The sequence below is a fragment of the Bradyrhizobium sp. PMVTL-01 genome, from assembly GCF_051861855.1.
GTDB lineage: Bacteria > Pseudomonadota > Alphaproteobacteria > Rhizobiales > Xanthobacteraceae > Bradyrhizobium.
In genome coordinates this window covers 5,926,453-5,947,059 of record NZ_CP193982.1, presented here as the reverse complement: position 1 = coordinate 5,947,059, position 20,607 = coordinate 5,926,453, and the positions used below count along the sequence as shown (strand labels likewise).

Sequence of the window (20,607 nt, the reverse complement as noted above, 5' to 3'; positions counted from 1 at the left end):
TCGCTTGCAATTATCATGCGCTGCAAACTTATTGAAGTGAGCCGTTCTGAATTCGCACGATTGCCGCCGGCATTTGCCGGCCGAAGGGCTGCGACAAAACCGCTCGCGCGCAGGCCGGCTATTTCTTGGGCACGCCAAGAACCGCCATGTGCATGACCTCGATGCCGCCATCGGCCTGGGCCGCTCAAGCAGTGGCGGGAAGTGGAGCTGCGGGGTTGACGAGCCCCTCCGAACGGAGCTCGCGCCAGAAGTCGGCGGGGATGGGTTCCTCGAGCGCGGTGCGATCCTCGGCGATCCGGCCTGGGCGACTCGCACCGGGAATGACGGCCGCCACCACCGGATTGGCAAGCGCGAACTGCAAGCCGGCCGCCTTCATGCTGATGCCGTAGCGGCCGGCGATCGCCTTGATGCGCGCCACCTTGCTCAGGATTTCCGGCGGCGCCGGCGCATACTCGAAGTTCGGGCCGCCGACGAGCGCGCCCGAACTGTAGGGGCCGCCGACGACGATCGCGAGCTCGTGTTCCGCCACCATCGGCATCACCCGTTGAAGCGCTCTCGCGTGGTCGAGCAGCGTGTAGCGGCCCGCGAGCAGGAAGCCGTCGGGGCGCGGCTGTTCGAGCGCGAGCAGCAGCTCGATCGGCTCGACCCGGTTGACGCCGAGGCCCCACGCCTTGATCACGCCTTCGTCGCGCAGCCGATCGAGCGCCTTGAACGCGCCCTTGCGTGCGCTTTCGAACACCGAAAGCCACTCGTCGCCGTAAAAATCCTGCGCGACGTCATGCACAAACGCGATGTCGATGTGAGAGATGCCAAGCCGCTTCAGGCTGTCCTCGATCGAGCGCAGTGTCGCGTCCCGGGAATAGTCGTTCACGATCCTGTTCGGACGTCCGTATTGGAAGACGCCGCCCTTCTCGCCGAGGTCGCGGGCGCTGGCATCCTCGATCTCGTCCAGGATCAATCTTCCGACCTTGGTGCTGACGACATAGTCGCCCCTTGGCCGGCCGGCGAGCGCGGCCCCCATGCGGATCTCGGCGAGGCCAGCGCCGTAGAACGGCGCGGTGTCGAAATAGCGGATGCCGTCCTCCCAGGCTGCATTGACCGTCGCGAGTGCTTCCTGCTCCGGGATGTCGCGAAACATGTTGCCGAGCGGCGCCGCGCCGAAGCCCAATCTTCCGGGCAGAATATCCTTGAGGGCCATGTTGCGAATCCTTAGTTTGCGACAGGCAAGTCCGTCCGTGCGCGGCGCCGCCGGTCTCACTCGGTCGCGGACGTATCCGCGCTTCTGATGAAGGCCGCGACCTCGCGCGGATGCGACAGCATCACCGCGTGGCTGCTTTTCATCTCCGTCACCTTCGCGCCCGATCGCTTGGCCATGGTGCGCTGTAGGGTCGGAGGGATCATGTGATCTTCGCTCGTCACCATGTAATGGGTCGGCTTCGTCTTCCAGGCCACTCGATCGACCTTGGTCTGCACCGCCTGCAATCCCCAGGGCAGCTGTGCCGCATTCATGAACCTGGTCGTGGCCGCATCGACATCGGCCGCGAACGAGGTCGGGAATTTGTCGCGGTCGACGAGGAGATAGTTGCCCTCAGTGACCACCGGAGCCTTGTGCTCGCTGGGTGGCACGGGTGCTTCCCCCAGCGAGCTGACCGACTCGCCGGCATCGGGGGCATATGCCGCGAGATAGACGAGGCTGCGAACCTTCGGATTATCGCCGGCTTCGGTGATGATCATTCCACCATAGGAATGCCCGACGAGAATGACCGGATGCCGCGCCTTGGCGATCACGCGTTCGGTCTCCGCGACATCGTCTCGCAGCGTGATCGTCGGCTGCTGCACGACGAGTACCTCATAGCCCGCGTTCGAGAGGATGTCGTAGGTATCCTTCCAGCCCGATCCGTCGACGAAGGCGCCATGGACAAGGACGATGGAAACGGCCCTCTCGGCCGCGACCGCGGCGGAGGCCGTTGCTATCGACATTGCGGCAAGCGCAGAGATAAGCAGCTTCATACCAGACTCCATTCTCGATACGGCGGCATTGCCGTTGATGCGCGCTTCACTAGCGTTCGCGAGCACTGCGGTATTTCCATTTCCTGCGCGATGACGGACGCATCTTGCTCATCCGCCGCGGGACCGGCTTTTCCAAGCCGAGCACGCTGCGCTCCAAGCCTTTGCATTGCCTGCCTTTTACCTCTTTTAACCGCGCCGCCTCTGGACTTCGCGATCGCCGCTTGTGAGAAATTCGAAGATCGGCGTGGCAGCGGCCGGGGCTGCAACTCGCCACCGGATGGAATGATCGCTCGCTCGCGATACGGGGCCGGGATTCGCCGCAACTGAAGCGGAAGGTCATGATGACGCTCGTGACGCATGGCGATCTGAAATACAAAAACAGCGAGAAGCTCGCGGCGGCCAGCGACTGGCCGGGGCTGAGCATCGAGCATCGCAGGTTCGAGGCGGGGCGGCAGGCAACGCCCGTTCCTATCTGCACCGAAATCGTCATGGTGCTGTCAGGCGGCGGCATGGTGTGCCGGGTCGGCAACGGCGAAGTCCAGAAGAGCTTTGCCCGGCCGGGCATGAGCTACCTCGTTCCCGTGGGGACGCAGGAGAGCCATCTCGAACTGTCCGACCGGATGGAGTGTCTTCACCTCTATCTTCCGCCGGCGCTGCTGGACCACAGCGCGCTTGCCGACTTCGATATCGATCCGGCGAAAGCCGAGATCGCCTACGCCCACGGCCTGGCCGACCTGGTGCTCTTCCATATCTGCTCGCCGCTGCGCGATCTGCTCCATCGTCCGCGCCAGCCGACCGACGCGCTGTTCGTGGAGGGAATCCAGGTTGCGCTCGCGGCGCATATTCTGGGAAATTATACCATCGACCGCTGGCGCGCGCCGGACAGGTCGCCGTCGCTCGATCCGCGGCGTGTGCAGCGCGTGCTGGACTATATCGAGGCCTCTCTTGGCAGCGACATCAGGCTCGAGGATTTGGCGGCCCAGGCCTGCCTCAGCCCCTATCATTTCTCACGGCTGTTTCGCGAGGCGACCGGATTGTCGCCGCACCGTTACGTGACCGATCGCCGCGTCCAGGCTGCGCGGCACGAACTCGCGCGCGACCGCTTGTCACTGGTCGAAATCGCCCTTGAGTTCGGGTTCGGCTCGCAAGCGAATTTCACGCGCGTGTTCCGCAAGGCCGCAAGTCTCACGCCGGGGCAGTATCGCGAATTGTGCTGCGGCCAGGCCGACGTGAAAACGGATCGCGCCGATCCGGCGTTGCGCAGGGATTGCGCATGATCCCGCAGGAATCGGAAATACGGCTCGGCCTCCATCAGGCAGTGCTGTTGTGCCGACCAGATCCGCAATAGGATGTACCGACCTGATCGAGTTCACGGTGAACGGGATCAAACGCCGGGTCGACGTCGTTCCCGAGGTGCCGCTCGTCGACATGGCGATGTGGGGTGCGGCCGGGCAACCCTGTCCGAATTGATGTGTACTCCGCGTCGCGCCAACTGGCCGCCTGAATGAACAGCGTTATCGGAAGGAGAAAACCTTGACCCAACATGTCCTCTTCATCGTCACCAACGCAGCCGTGCTCGGTCCGCGCAATCGCAAGACCGGTTTCTTTTTCGCCGAGGTCGCCCATCCTTTCGAGGTGCTCGACAAGGCTGGAGTCGCGGTGGAGTTCGCGTCCCCGGCCGGGGGATGGACGCCTTACGATGCGTACGACGAGAAAGATCCCGCCCAGAGGGATTTTCTTGCGAGTAAGGCCTTTCGTCGCCTAAATCACAGTCGCAAATTGTCCGAGGTGGACGCCGCCGACTACGATGCCATCCTGGTGCCCGGCGGTCTTGGGCCCATGGTGGACATTCAGCGCAATGCAACGGTCCAGAATGCCATCGTGCGCGCCTGGAGCACCGGCAAGCTCGTCGCCGCTGTTTGTCACGGGCCGTGCGCGCTGCTTGGCGTCAACCTTGGTGATGGCACCCCTTTCGTGCGCGGCAAGAAGCTCACGTCCTTCTCGAAGAAGGAAGAGTACGACTACGCCCGCGATGATGTGCCTTACGAGCTCGAGGACGCGCTGAGGGCAGAGGGTGCCGAGTACTCGTCGACAGCCAACTGGCAGCCTCACGTCGTCGTCGATGGCCGGCTCATCACGGGGCAGAACCCCGCTTCGGCCGGACCGCTCGGAAAAGAGTTGCTGTCCGCCCTCAAGCGACAGGACCGCTGATACGAACCTCTGAAATGTCGGAGCGGACGCAATTCGCGAGGGCGGGCTCGGCTTCTCCATCGGGACTACGGGCTTGCCAGCGGCGACAGCCGTCCGGAGCTGCTGACAACGTCCTATTTGCAGTTCTGGCAGATCATCAGCTTTCGCTTCAACGCCCGATCTTCCTGATCGAGGTCATTTGCATCAGGGTTGGACCTTGTGTCCTTTGCGGCGCGTGACCTCGCAGGCCGCGTCACCCGGCTCGGGCTGGCATTGTCATCGACGGTGCCGACGCTGAAGCCGTCGTAGTCGGCGGCCGGGTTCGGCTGAGGCATGCCGATCACGGCCGGTGAAGTCTCTCTGCCTGACGCCGCCGGCGCAGTTCTATCAGTCGTCGCTCGGGCGGGCCCGCCTTTGGGCTTGGAATGCCGGTCGCCCGGGAGTGGTAGAGATGCGTCGGGCGGAGCAAGCGAAACCGGCGGGCTTACCGAAGTCTGGCCTCGCACGCTGTCGTGCGACCATCCGCCGGCGAACATGAGGCTGAGAGCCAGGAGCGTCACGCGTCTCATCAAAATCCTTCGAAGGGCTCTGGTTCGTCTGTTGGCAGCATGGCTCGCCGAACCACAACGTGCAGAGTATCAGGACTCCCGTAGCCGTCAAAGCGCGTAGCCCGGATTGCGCCGAAAAGGTTCGCCGCCGGCATTGCGCCGTTGCTCTCGTCGATGGTGATGATGCCGTTGCCGTCCTGGCCGAAGGCCTGAATCAACTTGGTGTTGGCGACCGTCGCGGGGCCGCCCTTGATCGAGGCTGCGCAGCCGTTGACGACGATCGTTCCGGCTGCGTTGCGGCCGAGTGGTGCTGCAGCTTGCTCCGTCATTGCGAGCGCAGCGAAGCAATCCAGACTGTCGTCGCAGGGGGACTCTGGTTGCTTCGCTGCGCTCGCAATGACGAGTTATGGAGGCGCCGTGCTTGCGACGCTATCGCACAAATCGGAGCGACGGGTGTGCCGCCTACTTCGTGGCTGCGTCGATCGAATTGAACTTGTTGTTCAGCAGCGCGCTGCCGGTGTTGTTCACGACAGCGACGATCGCGAGCGCGATACCGGCGGCGATCAGGCAGTACTCGATAGCGGTCGCTGCACTTTCATCGGCGAGAAAGGACCTGAGCAAGGCCATCGTCAACTCCTGTTCATCCGTCGAGTTTAGGCTGGTGCCATTTTCGGAATGGTAAATTGCTTCATTAAGTTTTTTCGCGGTGCGCGCACGCCAAACCGCAAGGTCGGATGGTCCCAACCTCCAGCTTTATGCGCTGCCATTCCTTGATTTAAGGTTTCGTCGCCCGAAGGTGCGTTCGGCCGTGTCGCCGCTGGCTCAGGATTTGATCGCGGCTCCGGTCGCGGCCTTGCCGAGCGTCGCAGGGCGGCTGCGAGGCGACCGACAGGTTGCCCATGACGCGGGGTTGCAACCGCGCCGAGCTGTCGGCAAGGCGCTTGTCCTCGGTCGTGTCGTTCACGAGGCCGATATAATTCTTTCGGGCGTCCGGCCGCTGCATCGCGCGCAAACCTTGGGTTCCATCGACGACGCGACCATGTCCTACGCAAAGCGAATCGACGGTTAATTTTCTCTTCCGCAGGACTACGTGGCGCCTTGCGGGTGCTGGAGGCGGCTTAACGGATTGTTGAGGCTATTTGCGGCGTGCGTCCGCGTTCAGCGCCCGCAACATCGCGATGCGCGCGAACATCATCCAGCCGCCACCCGATTCGGCCGCGTTAAGCAGAGTCTCGATCGCGGTCTGCCAGTGGCTCGCGTGCTGGGCATCCTCGGGCAACTGCATGATGTGATCGGCCGCTTCCTGGAGCGTCCGCAGCCTGCGCCCATCGGAGAGCGGAATCGGATCGTCGAACGGCGCCGACCAGGGCATGTCAGGCCGGCCGACCGGAGGGGAGGGACATCACGGCGCGATCGAAAGGTCTGGTGCGCTAGCTGGCCTTCTTCGCCCGCGCCGGCGCGCGCACCGGCTTGTCGGCGGCCTTCTTCGCAGGCTCCTTCGCCGCCTTCGCCGCGGCGTCCTTGCCGCCCTTGCCCGATATCGGCAGCAGCATCTCGCGCTGGCCCTCGACGCGCTTCTTCGGCTTCTTGCCCTTGGCGGCCTCCTTGGCGACCTTCGCCGCAGGCGCCGCCTCCTTCTCGCTCGCGAGGCTCTTCTTCAGCGCGTCCATCAGGTTGATGACGTTGCCGCCCGTCTTCGGCGCGGCCTTCGCGGTAATGGGCACCCCGCTGCGCTTCTTGTTGATGAGATCGATCAGCGCGGTCTCGTAGTGATCCTCGAACAGCTCGGGTTCGAACGCGCCGGACTTCTTCTCGACGATGTGCTTGGCAAGGTCGAGCATGTCCTTGGTCAGCTTCACGTCCTGGATGTCGTCGAAATATTCCTTCTCGCTGCGCACCTCGTAGGGGTAGCGCAGCAGCGTGCCCATCAGACCGCTCTCGAGCGGCTCCAGCGCGATGATGTGCTCGCGGTTGGTCAGCACCACGCGACCGATCGCGACCTTGTCCATGCTGCGGATGGTCTCGCGGATCACGGCATAGGCGTCATGGCCGACCTTGCCGTCCGGCACGAGGTAGTAGGGGCGGATCAGATAGCGGTTGTCGATGTCGGCCTTGGGCACGAACTCGTCGATTTCGATCGTGTGCGTGGAGTCGAGCGCAATCTCGTCGAGTTCGTCCTTGGTCACCTCGATATAGGTGTCGGTGTCGACCTTGTAGCCCTTGACGATGTCCTCTGACGTGACCTCGTCACCGGTCTCGGCGTCGACCTTGAGGTACTTGATCCGGTGACCGGTCTTGCGATTGATCTGGTTGAAGGAAACCTTCTCGGTATCCGAAGTGGCCGGATAGAGCGCGACCGGGCAGGTCACGAGCGACAAACGCAGAAAACCCTTCCAATTGGCGCGGGGGGCCATGGGCTACTCCAAACGCAACAGGGGACGGACTTATGAGAATACCATCGAGGAACACCGAATCATACACGGCTCGGCGTGCAATCTTGCAACGGCGTTAACCGCCGGGCGGGGCTTGCGTTACCTGTGCGGCGCGCAGAGCGGCCCGGCGTCCGGAACATCGCGGATGATCACGCGTTGCCCCGGACCTGTCCGGCCGCGAGGAAGTTCGTAGCCATCGGAGGCGACAGCCACAGATCGAGGTCACCCATGGCAACCACGCGAGAGCAGCGTCGAATCGTCGAAACTCCGACCGAGGCGCGCCAGGGCGAACCTGGACCGTCCGTGGCGGCGTTGCTCGCCATCTCGACCGGCCTGGCGATCCTGATCCTCGCCGTCATCTGGTTCGTGTTCTTCCGGACCTGACGGCCGGACCGGGACGCTCCGGCCCTTCCTAATCGCCGCGCAACGCGGCACATTGCGCCCGCCAGGCAGCCGGCTCGTCCGGCTGACCGGCGGGCGCAGTCGCGTTGGCGGACAACAGCTCGTATATGACCAAAAAGTAACGTCGGCGGTTCCCCGCGTTCATATTCAGTTCACGCCGGAATTGCTCATCTGGAGCGGTGTTCATGCGGTCTATTTCTGGAGAGAAGCGTGCGCCTGCTCGTTGTTGAGGACGACCCCGATCTCAATCGCCAGCTCACCAAGGCGCTGACGGACGCCGGCTATGTCGTCGACCGCGCCTTCGACGGGGAGGAGGGGCACTATCTGGGCGACAACGAGCCCTACGATGCCGTCGTCCTCGACATCGGCCTGCCGAAGAAGGACGGCATCTCGGTGCTGGAGGCCTGGCGCCGCAACGGCCGCACCATGCCGGTCCTGATCCTCACTGCACGCGACCGCTGGAGCGACAAGGTGCAGGGCTTCGACGCCGGCGCCGACGATTATGTCCCAAAGCCGTTCCATCTGGAGGAGGTGCTGGCCCGCATCCGCGCGCTGCTGCGCCGCTCCACCGGCCACGCCCAGAGCGAGCTGAGCTGCGGCCCTGTTACCCTCGACACCAGGACCGGCCGGGTCAGTGTTTCGGGCAATCCGGTCAAGATGACCTCGCACGAATATCGCCTTCTGGCCTACCTGATGCACCATTCCGGACGCGTCGTTTCGCGCACCGAGCTGGTCGAGCACCTCTACGACCAGGACTTCGACCGCGACTCCAACACCATCGAGGTGTTCGTCGGCCGCATCCGCAAGAAGCTCGACGTCGACATCATCCAGACCGTCCGCGGCCTCGGCTATCTCCTGACCCCGCCGCCGGCGCCGGGCGCCTGAAGCGGGCTTGACGGGAGGCCGAACAGGGCCCTTGGTCCGGTCATGACCTCCGACGCCCTGATATCCTGCGCCCGCCGGGACCCTGCCGATGGCTACTAGCTCACTTGCCAATCGGCTGTTCCTGTCGGCGACCGCCTGGCTCGTGGTGATCCTGGCCATCACCGGCGTGGTGCTGTCGTCGGTCTACAAGAACGCGACCGAGCGCGCCTTCGACCGCCGGCTCAATCTCTATCTGCGCACGCTCATCGCCGAAGTCGCGACCCCCGACGAGCCGCCGGACCGCCAGTTTCAGTCGCTCGGCGAGCCGCTGTTCGAGCTGCCGCTGTCGGGTTGGTACTGGCAGATCACACGCACCGACACCGAGAAGCCGGAGGTGCGCTCCTCGCGCTCGCTGTGGGACAAGAAGCTGCCGAAGCTGGAGGAGCAGGGCGCCGAGCTCACCTCCGCGGGCATCCGGCTCGGCTATGTCGACGGGCCCGAAGGGCAGAATTTGCGGATGGTGGAGCGGCCGGTCGATCTCGGCGCCGACGGCAAATATCTGGTCAGCGTCGCCGGCGACGACACCGAGATCTTCGACGAGACGCGAAGCTTCGACTACTATCTCGGCGGCACCTTCACCGCGCTCGGCATCGTGCTGCTCCTGACCACGGTGTTCCAGGTCCGCTTCGGCCTCGCGCCGCTCAAGCGCATCTCGGAATCGATCGCCGACATCCGCTCCGGGCGGGCCGAGCGGCTCGAGGGTGAATTCCCGGTCGAGATTGCGCCGCTGGCACGCGAGACCAATGCGCTGATCGAAGCCAATCGCGAGATCGTCGAGCGCGCCCGCACCCATGTCGGCAATCTCGCCCACGCGATCAAGACGCCGCTGTCGGTCATCGTCAACGAGGCCGGCGCCCATGCCGCGGAGCCGTTCGCGGCCAAGGTGATGGAGCAGGCGGACGTGATGCGCGACCAGGTCGCCCATCATCTGGAGCGCGCGCGCATCGCGGCGCGCGTCTCGGTGGTCGCGACCGTGACGGAGGTTGCGCCTGCGATCGAGGCGCTGCGGCGGACCATGGAGAAGATCCACCGCGACCGCGGCATCATCGTCGAAGCCGAGTCCGATCCCTCGGCCAAGTTCCGCGGCGAGCGGCAGGATCTGGAGGAGATGGTCGGCAATCTCGTCGACAATGCCTGCAAATGGGCGGCATCGCGCGTTTTCATCGAGGTCTTGGTGGAAGCACCGCAGCAGGCGGGCGCAGGTCCGCGGCTGCGGATCCTCGTCGACGACGACGGCCGGGGCCTGTCGGAGACCGAGCGCGTCCAGGTCTCCCGGCGCGGCCAGCGGCTCGACGAATCCAAGCCCGGCTCGGGGCTCGGGCTATCCATCGTAACCGACCTTGCCGCCCTCTATGGCGGCAATCTCTCGCTTAGTGGCGCGCCGATCGGAGGCTTGCGGGCCGAGCTGGTGCTTCCGGGAATATAATCCTCTGTTCCCAAGGGGTTACTCGATCTGCCGGGCGCCGATCCGGAGCAAAACGGTGGCATTCAGGCCAACGTCCTCAACGGCTTCTTAAGGCGCAGCCACCTATGATCGCGCCCGGACGCATCCCATGTCCGACATTTTACCGTGCATTACCCGGCGCATGAGCCAGACATCGATCGAGCGGCTGAGGGAATATCTCGCGCAGCTCCCGCCGCAGTCGCAGGCGCTGCTGATGCGGGAGTTCGAGCGCGCGCTCGAACGCGGCCAGGACACGGCCGTGGCCACCCTCGTGCTCGAGCAGCTGCGCAAGATCGTCCGCAAGAGCGAAGCCGAGGAGGTCCCGCCGCCGCGCACCGACGATCTGTCGCGACTGCTGTTCCAGTCGCTGGAACCGTTCCTGGTCGAGGCGGGCGCTCCGATCCGGGTCGGACAGATCCGGCGTTCCTCGCTCCAGCCGATCTGGCAATGGCTTGGCCGGGACGGCGCCCCGGACAAGGTGAACGAGTTCAAGGCGGCGCTAGCGCGCATGCCGTCGGACAGTGCGGGGCAGGTCGAGGCTCTCGCCCAGAAGCTGCAGGCGGTCGCCGCGGACGCGATCTTCGCGCTCACGGGGCCGGGCGGTGGCGACAAGTCGCGCGCGCTCGCCCGGGTCGGCCCGCCCAACGTGATCGAGGACCTCTATTCGATCGGAGCGGTGCTTGGGGTCCGCGAGGCCATCGCGACGCTGAACGACAAGCTGCCGCGCACCTTGCGCGCCTTCGGCGATTCCCAGATCGCCTCGGTGACCGCGGCGCTCAACATTCCCATTCTCCAGACGCCGCAGATGCTGCCCTTCGCGCTGTCGATCGTCGTGCAGCGCATGACCGCGCCGTGGCAGGTCATCCGCCTCGCCATCAAGATCGCCGCCTCCGACGACGAGATCCGTGTCGCGGCAACCCCCTATGGCGTCGCCGTCACGATCGCCCTGCACGATCTGTCCTGCGTGGCCGCGATCCTGCGCGCGGATATCAAGCGCGGCCATTTCGACAATGTCGCCGACAACCTCAAGGCGCTGCACGACGGCGTGCGGGGCCTGCGCACCGAGCTCGACCTGCGCAACGATTCCGTCTGGGGCAAGCAGCTGACTTCGATCCGGGCCGACATCTCCAATGCGCTGCAATCGGAGATCGACAGCGTTCCCGGCCGCGTGCGCCGCATCCTGCGCCAGCGGCCCGAGAAGGACATTCCGCCGGGGGCGCGGATCGACAGCACCGAGGTGGAGGAAACCGCGGCGCTGATCGATTTCGTCGCGACCTGCCGCAACTATGCGAGCGAGCTCGCGATCAACGAAGTGACGCTGCGCACCTATTCCGACCTGCAGCAATATGTCGAACGCTCGACCGAGCAGCTGGTGCAGTCGCTGCGCGCGGCCGATCACAAGGTCCGCGTTTATCGCCAGCAGCAGGTGCAGGCTGCGATTCGCTTCTGCCAGGTGCTGTTCGGCGATGACTATGCGTCGCTGATGAGTCGCGCAGCGGAGAACGCTGCAACCGGCGAGCGCAAATCGTCGCGCGCAAGCTGATTCAATCGCATGGTTTCGTAATCACAATTTGTAGTTGACGCTGCCCGGGGCGAGCCCTACGGTCGATGCGCAAGCTTTGGAATTTCTACCTGTGGGCGCATGAAACCCATTATCAGCTCCATCGAGATCGAGAATCGCGTCATCGTTGCCAAGTATCAAAGACTGATGGTCGGTGCGAAAGTCGTGCTGGTCGAGAAGGCAAGCGGCCGGCAACTGCCTGAGACAGCCATCAGGGTTGCTTCTCGGGTTCCGGTCGGGGCGGTGCGCATCAAGTTGCCGGATGCGATTCCGCCGGGAACGTACTTCGTGAAGGCCTTCAACGGTCACGGCGAGGCTGCCGCTCGTAGTGCCGATTTCGAGATCGGCTAAGCCGTTGGGACATCGACCGTTTCAGGACAGTGCGCGGTCGCGTCGAATTGACAATTGTCAATTGCCGCATCGTCTGGCCGTGGTGTAAAGCCACCTATGGGCGCGGGTGGCGCGCTGCCGGAAGCTTGCCAGATGACGTTATGGTTCGTGTTCGCGCTGATGACGGTCGCGGCGATTTTCGCCGTGCTCTGGCCGCTCGGCCGCAGCGGACGCGCGCAGGATCAGGGCAGCCAAGATCAGGGCAGTGAGGTCGCGGTCTACAAGGACCAGCTGGCTGAGATCGAGCGCGATCTTGCCGCGGGCCTGATCGCGGCACCCGAAGCCGAGGCGGCGCGTGTCGAGATCAGTCGCAGGCTGCTCGCCGCGGCCGGAACCGAGTCACCGCCTGAACTCAAGTCGGATCTCGCACCGAGCCTCAAATGGCGCCGCGCGGCCGCGGTGCTGGCGCTCGTCGGCCTGCCGCTCGTCGCGATCGGCGTCTACATGCCGCTCGGCTCGCCCCGGCTTCATGACTTTCCGCTGGCGCAGCGGGAGCGCGGGGCCGGGTCCGGCATGGCACGATCGCTCGAGAATCTCGTCGTGCAGGTCGAGCAACATCTGGAAAAGAACCCGACCGACGGACGCGGCTGGAACGTGCTCGCGCCGGTGCTGCAGCGGCTCGGCCGCTTCGACGACGCGGTGCGGGCCTATCGCAACTCGCTCACCTACAATGGCGAGAGCGCAGAGCGCCGCTCCGATCTTGGCGAAGCGATCTCCGCCGCCGCCGGCGGCGTGGTGACTGCCGAGGCCAAGTCCGAGTTCGAGCGTGCGCATGCGCTCGACGCCGATGATCCCAAGGCGAACTACTTCCTCGGGCTCGCGGCCGAGCAGGACGGCCGCAAGGACGATGCCGCCAATATCTGGCGCGCGTTGCTGGCCAAGGCCCCGGCGGATGCGCCGTGGCGGCCCCTGGTGCAATCGTCGCTGGCGCGGGTCGGGGGCGGCGGCACGGTGCCGGCGCTGTCGGACGAGACCATCGCGGCGTCCAAGGACATGGCCGAAGGCGATCGCAACGCGATGGTGCGCGGCATGGTCGAGCGTCTTGCGACGCGCTTGAAGCAGAACGGCGACGACGTCGAGGGCTGGCTGCGCCTGGTGCGCGCTTATCTTGTGATGGGTGATCGCGACAAGGCGATGGGCGCGTCGACCGACGCCCGCCAGGCGGTCGCCAACGATGCCGAGCGGCTCCGCCAGCTCAACGAAGGCCTCAGGACTCTCGGGCTCGACGGATGATGATTTCGGGACGCGACGAGCCGAGAACGGATACGCCATGACGCGCAAGCAGCGACGTATGACCATCATCGGCGGCTCGCTCGCCGTGCTCGCGCTCGCAGCCGCGCTGGTGCTCAACGCGTTGCGCGATTCCATCGTGTTCTTCTCGACCCCGACCATGGTGGCCGAGAAGCACGTCGCGCCTGGCAAGCGGTTTCGTCTCGGCGGCCTGGTGCAGCCCGGCTCGCTCCAGCGCGGCGACAATCTGGCAGTGACCTTCGAGGTCGCCGACGGCAACGCCAAGCTTCCCGTCGCCTACAAGGGCATCCTGCCCGACCTGTTCCGCGAAGGGCAGGGCGTCGTCGCCGAAGGCGCGCTCGATGCCAGTGGCGTGTTCAAGGCCGATACGGTCCTCGCCAAGCACGACGAGACCTACATGCCCAAGGACGTCGCCGATGCCCTGAAGCAGCAGGGACACTGGAAGGACGATTACGGCGCCAAGCCTTCTGGTGGTGAAAAGCCCGCGGCGACGACCGCGCAGGGCAATCCGCAGGGAGCGGTACGTTGATCGCTGAATCCGGACATTACGCGCTGGTGCTGGCGCTCGGGCTGGCGCTGATCCAGTCCATCGTACCGCTGATCGGCGCGCGCCTTCGCGATGCCGCGCTGATGAACGTGGCGCGTTCCACCGCGCTGGCGCAGCTCTTGTTCGTCGGCGCGTCGTTCGTGGCGCTGGTGATGCTGCATGTCAACTCGGACTTCTCCGTCGCCAATGTCTACGAGAATTCCCAGTCCATGAAGCCGCTGCTCTACAAGATCACCGGCGTGTGGGGAAACCATGAAGGCTCGATGCTGCTGTGGGTGTCGATCCTCGCGCTGTTCGGTGGGCTCGTGGCCGCCTTCGGCAATAACCTGCCGCTGTCGCTGCGCGCGCATGTGCTCGCCGTGCAGGCCTGGATCGCCAGCGCCTTCTATCTCTTCATCCTGGTGACCTCGAACCCGTTCCTTCGCATCGCCAATCCGCCGATCGAGGGCCGCGATCTCAATCCGGTGCTTCAGGATATCGGCCTCGCCGTGCATCCCCCGATGCTCTATCTCGGCTATGTCGGCTTCTCGATCTCGTTCTCCTTCGCCATCGCGGCGCTGGTGGAGGGGCGGATCGACGCGGCCTGGGCGCGCTGGGTGCGGCCGTGGACGCTGGTCGCGTGGATCTTCCTGACGCTCGGCATCGCCATGGGCTCCTACTGGGCCTATTACGAGCTCGGCTGGGGTGGCTGGTGGTTCTGGGATCCGGTCGAGAACGCCTCGCTGATGCCGTGGCTCGCCGGCACCGCCCTGCTGCATTCGGCGCTGGTGATGGAGAAGCGCAACGCGCTGAAGGTCTGGACCATCCTGCTGTCGATCCTGACCTTCTCGCTGTCGCTGCTCGGCACCTTCCTGGTCCGGTCCGGCGTCATCACCTCCGTGCATGCCTTTGCCACCGATCCCACGCGCGGCGTCTTCATCCTGCTGATCCTGTGCCTGTTCATCGGCGGCAGCCTGTCGCTGTTCGCGGGCCGCGCCACGTCGCTGAAGCAGGGCGGCCTGTTCGCGCCGATCTCGCGCGAGGGCGCGCTGGTGCTGAACAATCTATTGCTCACGGTCGCCTGCGCGGTGGTGCTGTTCGGCACGCTCTATCCGCTGGCGATGGAGATGCTCGCCGACTTCAAGATGTCGGTCGGCGCACCCTTCTACAACCTCACCTTCGCCCCGCTGTTTGCCCTGCTGCTGCTCGCCGTGCCGTTCGGTCCGATGCTGGCGTGGAAGCGCGGCGATCTGCTCGGCGTGACGCAGCGCCTGCTCGCGGCCGGTATCGCTGGCCTCGTCGGCGTCGCCATTGCCTGGGGCTGGGCGAGCGGCGGCGCTACGCTCGCGCCGCTCGCGATCGGACTTGGCGTCTTCGTCATTGCCGGCGCCGTCACCGATCTCGCCGAACGGACCGGCCTGCTGCGGTTGCCGTTTGCAACGGTATTGCACCGGGCGCGCGGCCTGCCGCGTTCGGCCTGGGGCACGGCGTTCGCGCATGCCGGCCTCGGCGTCGCGCTGATCGGCATCGTCTGCGAGACCACCTGGAACAGCGAATATATCGCGACCATGAAGCAGAACGAGGTTGCCCATATCGCGGGCTACGACGTGAAGCTCAACGGACTGTTTCAGCGCCAGGGCCCGAATTACCGCGAGATGATCGCCGAGTTCAACGTCAGCCGCGACGGCGAGGCGCTGAGCGTCATGACCCCGTCCAAGCGCAGTTTTACGACGCGCGGCTCCTCGACCACCGAGGCTGCGCTGCTGACGCGCGGCGCAAGCCAGCTCTATATCTCGCTGGGCGATGCCACCGCCGAGGGCGCCATTGCCGTGCGCATCTATCACAAGCCGCTGGTGCTGCTGATCTGGTGGGGGCCGGTGCTGATGGCGTTCGGCGGCGTGCTGTCGTTGTCCGACCGGCGTCTGCGGGTCGGCGCGCCGAAGCCGGCGCGGGCCAAGCAACGCCTGCAACCGGCGGAGTGATTTTGATGCGCCGGATGATGGCCGCGTTCGTCGCGCTGATGCTGCTGGCCTTGCCTGCGGCGTACGCCGTGCAGCCCGACGAGATCATGTCGGATCCGGTGAAGGAGGGCCGCGCGCGCGAATTGTCGCGCGAGCTGCGCTGCATGGTCTGTCAGAACCAGTCGATCGATGATTCCGATGCGCCGCTGGCGCGCGACCTGCGCCTCCTGGTGCGCGAACGCATCGCAGCGGGCGACAGCAATTCGCAGGTGCTCGATTTCCTGGTCGCGCGCTATGGCGAGTTCGTGCTGCTCAAGCCCCGCTTCGAGCGCCAGACGGTCCTGTTGTGGCTGCTCGCGCCGCTGCTGCTGATCGGCGGCGGCACGGCGCTCTGGCTGCAAATCCGCCGTCGCGCGCGGAGCGGTGCAGACGTACCAGCTCCGCCGCTCACTGCGGAGGAAGAGGCCCGGCTCGCCGCCTTGATGTCGGATGACGCGAAGTCGCCCTGACCTTACGTAGTAACCGGCAGGTTTTCGGCGCAGGTTGAAGCGCGAAGTGGACGAATCGGGGCTAGTAAGGCCAGCCAGAAGGCTCGTTCGGTGCCGCTCCCCTAACCCGACTAAGTTCCTGTGGAACCAGCATTTTCGGCCTGCGCTAAACTGCCGCATCCATAGCGTGCCATCATTACAAAAGTTTAACCTCGCCGCCAGCGCACGGTAAGGCGGAAGCCCCCATCTTCAGGTTCGCAAGGTGCCGACATCCGGCACCAAAAGGAATTCAAGGCCCTGGAGATTTCTGCATGACCGAACGTATCGACCTCTCGAACCTCCCGTCCTACCGGCAGCCGCGCCGGTCGGTCTTTTCTGCACGCAAGCTCGCGCTGATGGCCTCGGTCGTCGCCGGCCTCGGCGCCGCCGTCTACGGCTTCAGCCCGTCGGTGTCGCCGGCCGACCTGTTCTCGAGCCCGGCGCATGCGCAGGTCAACAACGAGGTCCGCAAGGTCGAGCGTCCGATCGGTTTCGCCGACATCGTCGAGCGCGTGAAGCCCTCGGTGATCTCGGTGAAGGTCAACATCAAGGAGAAGACCGCGAGCAACGACGATGGCGACGACGCTCAATCGCCGTTCCAGCCGGGCTCGCCGATGGAGCGCTTCTTCCGCCGCTTCGGCGGTCCGGACGGCATTCCCGGGCTGAAGGGTGGCGGCCGTGGCCGCGTCGTGCAGGGCCAGGGCTCCGGCTTCTTCATCTCGGCTGACGGCTATGCCGTGACCAACAACCACGTGGTCGACGGCGCCGACAAGGTCGAGGTCACCACCGACGACGGCAAGACCTACACCGCCAAGGTGATCGGCACCGACCAGCGCACCGACCTCGCCCTGATCAAGGTCGAGGGCGGCTCGAACTTCCCGTTCGCCAAGCTCGCCGACGCCAAGCCGCGGATCGGCGACTGGGTGCTCGCAGTCGGCAACCCCTTCGGTCTCGGCGGCACCGTGACCGCCGGCATCGTCTCGGCCAGCGGCCGCGACATCGGCAACGGTCCCTATGACGATTTCATCCAGATCGACGCGCCCGTGAACAAGGGCAATTCCGGCGGTCCGGCCTTCGACACCAACGGCGAGGTGATGGGCGTCAACACCGCGATCTACTCGCCCTCCGGCGGCAGCGTCGGCATCGCGTTCTCGATCCCGGCCAACACCGTCAAGAGCGTGGTGGCCCAGCTCAAGGACAAGGGCTCGGTCAGCCGCGGCTGGATCGGTGTGCAGATCCAGCCCGTCACGTCCGACATCGCCGACAGCCTCGGCATGAAGAAGGCCGAAGGCGCGCTGGTGGCCGAGCCGCAGGCGAACGGTCCGGCGGCGAAGGCCGGCATCGAATCCGGCGACGTGATCACCGCCGTCAACGGTGAGCCCGTCAAGGACGCCCGCGAGCTGGCCCGCACCATCGGCGGCATGGCGCCCGGCGCGACCGTGAAGCTCAACGTGCTGCACAAGGGCCAGGACAAGGTCGTGAACCTCACCCTCGGCCAGCTGCCGAACACGGTCGAGGCCAAGGCCGACGTCGATCAGGACAGCGGCAAGGGTGCCAGCAAGGGCACTGACGTGCCGAAGCTCGGCATGACCGTTGCGCCCGCGAACTCCGTGGCCGGCGCCGGCAAGGAAGGCGTCGTGGTTACCGAAGTCGATCCGAAGAGCGCCGCGGCCGAACGCGGCTTCAAGGAAGGCGACGTGATTCTCGAAGTCGGCGGCAAGAGCGTGGCCACCGCCGGCGAAGTCCGCGACGCCATCAACGCGGCGCGGACCGACAACAAGAACAGCGTCCTGATGCGCGTGAAGAGCGGCGGCCAGTCGCGCTTCGTCGCGATCCCCATCGCCAAGGGGTAAGCCTCAGGAGCCTACGAGATGAAGGGTGTCGCCGGCATCAGTCGCCCCGCCGTCGGCGCCCTTCGGGGGAGCAGCGTAATTTTCGCTTCCCCGCCTACCTTCCGGTGGAATTACGCCCCCCTCCGTCGGAAGGCATAGGGCGGTGAGGTCCCCCCAGCTTCACCGCCCGCCTTTTTCTCGCTTCGACACTCTCCCGCTCGGCTTGCATGCGATTGCCGCTCGCGCCATGTTTAGAGAAGGTTGACCTCCTTGACCGCCGCCGAACGCACGATGCGCCTCCTCATCATTGAAGACGATCGCGAATCCGCCGACTACCTCGTGAAGGCGTTTCGGGAGGTCGGACACATTGCCGACCACGCCGCCGACGGCGACGAAGGCCTCGCCATGGCCGAGAACGGCGACTACGACGTTCTGGTGGTCGACCGCATGCTGCCCAAGCGCGACGGCCTGTCGCTGATCGGCGCGTTGCGCGACAAGGGCAATACGACGCCGGTGCTGATTCTCTCCGCGCTCGGGCAGGTCGACGACCGCATCAAGGGCCTGCGCGCCGGCGGCGACGATTATCTGCCGAAGCCCTATTCCTTCGCTGAGTTGCTCGCCCGGGTCGAGGTGCTGTCGCGCCGCCGCGGCGGACCTGCCGAGGACACGCTCTATCGCGTCGGCGATCTCGAGCTCGACCGGCTCTCCCACCGCGTCGCCCGCGGCAAGGACGAGCTGACGCTGCAGCCGCGCGAGTTCCGCCTGCTCGAATACCTCATGAAGCATGCCGGCCAGGTGGTGACGCGCACCATGCTCCTGGAGAACGTCTGGGACTATCATTTCGATCCGCAGACCAACGTGATCGACGTGCACATTTCGCGCCTGCGCTCGAAGATCGACAAGGGCTTCGAGCGGCCCCTGCTGCACACGATCCGCGGCGCCGGGTACATGATCCGTGACGGCATTCGGTAGAGACGCGGGTTAATTCCGGCCAATGGTGTCGCTGTCGATCCGCTGGATAGCCGGGGGATTCCACACGCCGGTCAGCGCCTCCGACTTCGGCGCATAGAGGCGCATGGTGAGATTGAACGGACCTTTGGGTGCGGGCAGCCAGTTGGCTTCACGATCGCTGCCGGGATTTTCATTCTGGAAATAGAGAGTCAGCGAGCCGTCGGCATCGCGCTTGAACGGCATCCAGCTGCTCACAGCAAAGCGGTTGAGCGGATTGGCGACCTGGAAGCCTTCGTTGTCGTACAGGGTGATCGACCAGAATGCATCGACCGGTGGAAGTCCGTCTTTGGCAAAGCGGACGATGTATTTGTTTGCGCCGTCGAGCGGCTTGCCGCTTTCATCGCCAATGCTGCCCGGGTAGATCGCATCCTCGGGCAGATTGGCGCCGAGTCCGACCTGGGCGACAATCGCGCGCTTCAGATAATAGGTCCCGTAAACGCCCATCGTATCTGTATTCATGGACCAGTTGTTGACGACGCGCGCCAAGGTCGGGACTTTCCACGCCATCAGCTTTCGCGCTTGCGCCGGCGCATCGTCGATGGCCTGCCGTACCGTCGCGTCAACCTTTGTGACGTCGAAGCTCTTGCCCTGGTCGAAACCAATCCGCTTCATGCGCGCGAGGATCGGCTCATCGGTGATGTGTGGCGGGTTGACCTTGAGCAACTCCGCGGCATAAGCGAAGAACTTATCCCCCGCCATCGTATCGACTTGCGTCTTTGGCGGCGTTTTGACGTCGACGCTGGGATCGATGGTTTGTGTAACGGCGACCGGGGGCTTGCCCCATCCTGACAGCGGCGTGATCCTGTAGCCCTTCTGCACCTCGTGAACCGCGGCATAGTCGGCGGGTCCATCGGTCTTGGTGCGACCGATGACCCAGACATGAGGCGTCGGCGCATCGATGCGCGTGAAGCCCGCCGGCACGTCTGCATTCCAGCCCGGCGGCACGACCAGGAAATTGGCCGCTTTGGTGCCTGTCGTGCGCATTCCCGGCGATGCAAACACATCGGACCACATGTCGAGCATCGGCAGCAGGTAGTAGCGGCCACCGGTATCAGGAACCGAAACGATCATGGGCTCCTGTGTCAGGTCCAGCCAGGCGCTCGAATACAACGTGTCGAAATTGGGCCGCACCACCGCCCGCATGTCCGCGGTCGGGTAGGCCTGGATATTGTCGAACGTGTTGGGCGGACCGCCTATTCCGCCGGTTCTGGGATCGGAATTGATGAGCTGCTTGCGTGTCACGTCCATCGTCACGAGCGGATAGAAGTAGACATATGCCTCCGCGGCGATGGTCTGTGCCTCGTCGGGAGAAATTGATTGAGCCGCGCTCGGCACCGATGTCGGGACCATGAAGACCAGACCCGACAGGACCGCAGCCAGCGATGACAAATACTTCGTCATGATCTTCCTTCCGGTTATCCCTGCAGTGGCGAGCAATGATCCAGGGGGCGGGGAATGGACAGTGGAGGAGCCAGCCAAGAAGCGAAGCGCCGCGGTCTGCTTGATCTACATCAATGGACGCCCGCGAAGGGTCGAAAACGGAAGATCGAGCAATCCGCCGTCCCAAGGTCCGCTCCAGCTCCGGAAGCAGACCGAGG

The 20,607-nt window shown here is 64.9% G+C and carries 22 protein-coding genes; 14 read left to right on the top strand and 8 right to left on the bottom strand.

Annotated features, from left to right (window positions below; genetic code table 11):
• Window positions 1–184 precede the first annotated feature (184 nt).
• Together ACRQ5Q_RS28925 and ACRQ5Q_RS28920 are read right to left on the bottom strand one after the other, a co-directional pair.
• Window positions 185–1,198 (bottom strand): aldo/keto reductase, encoded by a 1,014-nt coding sequence (locus tag ACRQ5Q_RS28925; protein ID WP_439393308.1) that lies wholly within the window; start codon window positions 1,196–1,198, stop codon window positions 185–187.
• A 56-nt stretch (window positions 1,199–1,254) separates the two neighbouring features.
• Entirely contained in the window at window positions 1,255–2,010 is a 756-nt protein-coding gene (locus tag ACRQ5Q_RS28920) for an alpha/beta hydrolase (RefSeq protein WP_439393306.1), read from the bottom strand.
• A 341-nt stretch (window positions 2,011–2,351) separates the two neighbouring features.
• Here ACRQ5Q_RS28920 and ACRQ5Q_RS28915 point away from each other — a divergent pair, with 341 nt between their 5' ends.
• Together ACRQ5Q_RS28915 and ACRQ5Q_RS28910 are read left to right on the top strand one after the other, a co-directional pair.
• Entirely contained in the window at window positions 2,352–3,287 is a 936-nt protein-coding gene (locus ACRQ5Q_RS28915) for a helix-turn-helix domain-containing protein (RefSeq protein ID WP_439399892.1), read from the top strand.
• Between the two features lie 256 nt (window positions 3,288–3,543).
• Complete coding sequence (locus ACRQ5Q_RS28910) at window positions 3,544–4,221, top strand: type 1 glutamine amidotransferase domain-containing protein (protein WP_439393305.1); 678 nt, start codon at window positions 3,544–3,546, stop codon at window positions 4,219–4,221.
• Window positions 4,222–4,334: 113 nt separating this feature from the next.
• Here ACRQ5Q_RS28910 and ACRQ5Q_RS28905 read toward each other — a convergent pair whose 3' ends face one another.
• From ACRQ5Q_RS28905 to ACRQ5Q_RS28895, 3 genes are all read right to left on the bottom strand, one after another.
• On the bottom strand, window positions 4,335–4,535 hold the full coding sequence (locus ACRQ5Q_RS28905; protein ID WP_439374322.1) for a hypothetical protein: 201 nt from the start codon (window positions 4,533–4,535) through the stop codon (window positions 4,335–4,337).
• Between the two features lie 233 nt (window positions 4,536–4,768).
• The gene (locus ACRQ5Q_RS28900) at window positions 4,769–5,077 is read right to left on the bottom strand and encodes a hypothetical protein (protein ID WP_439374323.1); all 309 of its coding nucleotides are present in this window, start codon (window positions 5,075–5,077) and stop codon (window positions 4,769–4,771) included.
• A gap of 133 nt (window positions 5,078–5,210) precedes the next feature.
• On the bottom strand, window positions 5,211–5,375 hold the full coding sequence (locus ACRQ5Q_RS28895) for a Flp family type IVb pilin (protein ID WP_018647793.1): 165 nt from the start codon (window positions 5,373–5,375) through the stop codon (window positions 5,211–5,213).
• Window positions 5,376–5,556: 181 nt separating this feature from the next.
• On the opposite strand from ACRQ5Q_RS28895, the gene ACRQ5Q_RS28890 reads away from it, so the two are divergent.
• Window positions 5,557–5,817, top strand: coding sequence for a hypothetical protein (locus ACRQ5Q_RS28890; RefSeq protein ID WP_439393303.1), 261 nt, complete (start codon window positions 5,557–5,559; stop codon window positions 5,815–5,817).
• 66 nt (window positions 5,818–5,883) lie between these two features.
• Here the strand turns inward: ACRQ5Q_RS28890 and ACRQ5Q_RS28885 are convergent, their stop codons facing one another.
• Complete coding sequence (locus ACRQ5Q_RS28885) at window positions 5,884–6,120, bottom strand: hypothetical protein (RefSeq protein WP_439374325.1); 237 nt, start codon at window positions 6,118–6,120, stop codon at window positions 5,884–5,886.
• Window positions 6,121–6,178: 58 nt separating this feature from the next.
• On the bottom strand, window positions 6,179–7,162 hold the full coding sequence (locus ACRQ5Q_RS28880) for a Ku protein (protein WP_439374326.1): 984 nt from the start codon (window positions 7,160–7,162) through the stop codon (window positions 6,179–6,181).
• Between the two features lie 246 nt (window positions 7,163–7,408).
• On the opposite strand from ACRQ5Q_RS28880, the gene ACRQ5Q_RS28875 reads away from it, so the two are divergent.
• The 11 genes from ACRQ5Q_RS28875 (at window position 7,409) to ACRQ5Q_RS28825 (ending at window position 18,970) form a co-directional block, all read left to right on the top strand.
• Complete coding sequence (locus ACRQ5Q_RS28875; protein ID WP_439374327.1) at window positions 7,409–7,564, top strand: hypothetical protein; 156 nt, start codon at window positions 7,409–7,411, stop codon at window positions 7,562–7,564.
• A 228-nt stretch (window positions 7,565–7,792) separates the two neighbouring features.
• Complete coding sequence (locus ACRQ5Q_RS28870) at window positions 7,793–8,467, top strand: response regulator transcription factor (protein ID WP_014496705.1); 675 nt, start codon at window positions 7,793–7,795, stop codon at window positions 8,465–8,467.
• A gap of 88 nt (window positions 8,468–8,555) precedes the next feature.
• Window positions 8,556–9,932, top strand: coding sequence for an ATP-binding protein (locus tag ACRQ5Q_RS28865; protein ID WP_439374328.1), 1,377 nt, complete (start codon window positions 8,556–8,558; stop codon window positions 9,930–9,932).
• A 160-nt stretch (window positions 9,933–10,092) separates the two neighbouring features.
• On the top strand, window positions 10,093–11,493 hold the full coding sequence (locus tag ACRQ5Q_RS28860; RefSeq protein ID WP_439374329.1) for a hypothetical protein: 1,401 nt from the start codon (window positions 10,093–10,095) through the stop codon (window positions 11,491–11,493).
• Between the two features lie 99 nt (window positions 11,494–11,592).
• Window positions 11,593–11,862 (top strand): hypothetical protein, encoded by a 270-nt coding sequence (locus ACRQ5Q_RS28855; RefSeq protein WP_439374330.1) that lies wholly within the window; start codon window positions 11,593–11,595, stop codon window positions 11,860–11,862.
• A 132-nt stretch (window positions 11,863–11,994) separates the two neighbouring features.
• Window positions 11,995–13,134, top strand: coding sequence for a c-type cytochrome biogenesis protein CcmI (gene ccmI, locus ACRQ5Q_RS28850; RefSeq protein ID WP_439393301.1), 1,140 nt, complete (start codon window positions 11,995–11,997; stop codon window positions 13,132–13,134).
• A 37-nt stretch (window positions 13,135–13,171) separates the two neighbouring features.
• Window positions 13,172–13,681: a cytochrome c maturation protein CcmE gene (ccmE, locus tag ACRQ5Q_RS28845; RefSeq protein ID WP_439374332.1), complete on the top strand. Its 510-nt coding sequence runs from the start codon at window positions 13,172–13,174 to the stop codon at window positions 13,679–13,681.
• Entirely contained in the window at window positions 13,678–15,660 is a 1,983-nt protein-coding gene (locus ACRQ5Q_RS28840; RefSeq protein WP_439393299.1) for a heme lyase CcmF/NrfE family subunit, read from the top strand. Before ccmE ends, ACRQ5Q_RS28840 begins: the two co-directional genes overlap by 4 nt.
• Window positions 15,661–15,665: 5 nt before the next feature.
• A complete protein-coding gene (locus ACRQ5Q_RS28835) occupies window positions 15,666–16,148 on the top strand; it encodes a cytochrome c-type biogenesis protein (RefSeq protein ID WP_439374334.1) in 483 nt (160 codons plus the stop codon).
• A gap of 290 nt (window positions 16,149–16,438) precedes the next feature.
• On the top strand, window positions 16,439–18,019 hold the full coding sequence (locus tag ACRQ5Q_RS28830) for a Do family serine endopeptidase (protein ID WP_439393298.1): 1,581 nt from the start codon (window positions 16,439–16,441) through the stop codon (window positions 18,017–18,019).
• 270 nt (window positions 18,020–18,289) lie between these two features.
• Entirely contained in the window at window positions 18,290–18,970 is a 681-nt protein-coding gene (locus tag ACRQ5Q_RS28825) for a response regulator transcription factor (RefSeq protein WP_439374336.1), read from the top strand.
• Window positions 18,971–18,979: 9 nt separating this feature from the next.
• On the opposite strand, the gene ACRQ5Q_RS28820 is transcribed toward ACRQ5Q_RS28825, so the two are convergent.
• Complete coding sequence (locus ACRQ5Q_RS28820; RefSeq protein ID WP_439393296.1) at window positions 18,980–20,410, bottom strand: DUF1254 domain-containing protein; 1,431 nt, start codon at window positions 20,408–20,410, stop codon at window positions 18,980–18,982.
• Window positions 20,411–20,607 lie beyond the last annotated feature (197 nt).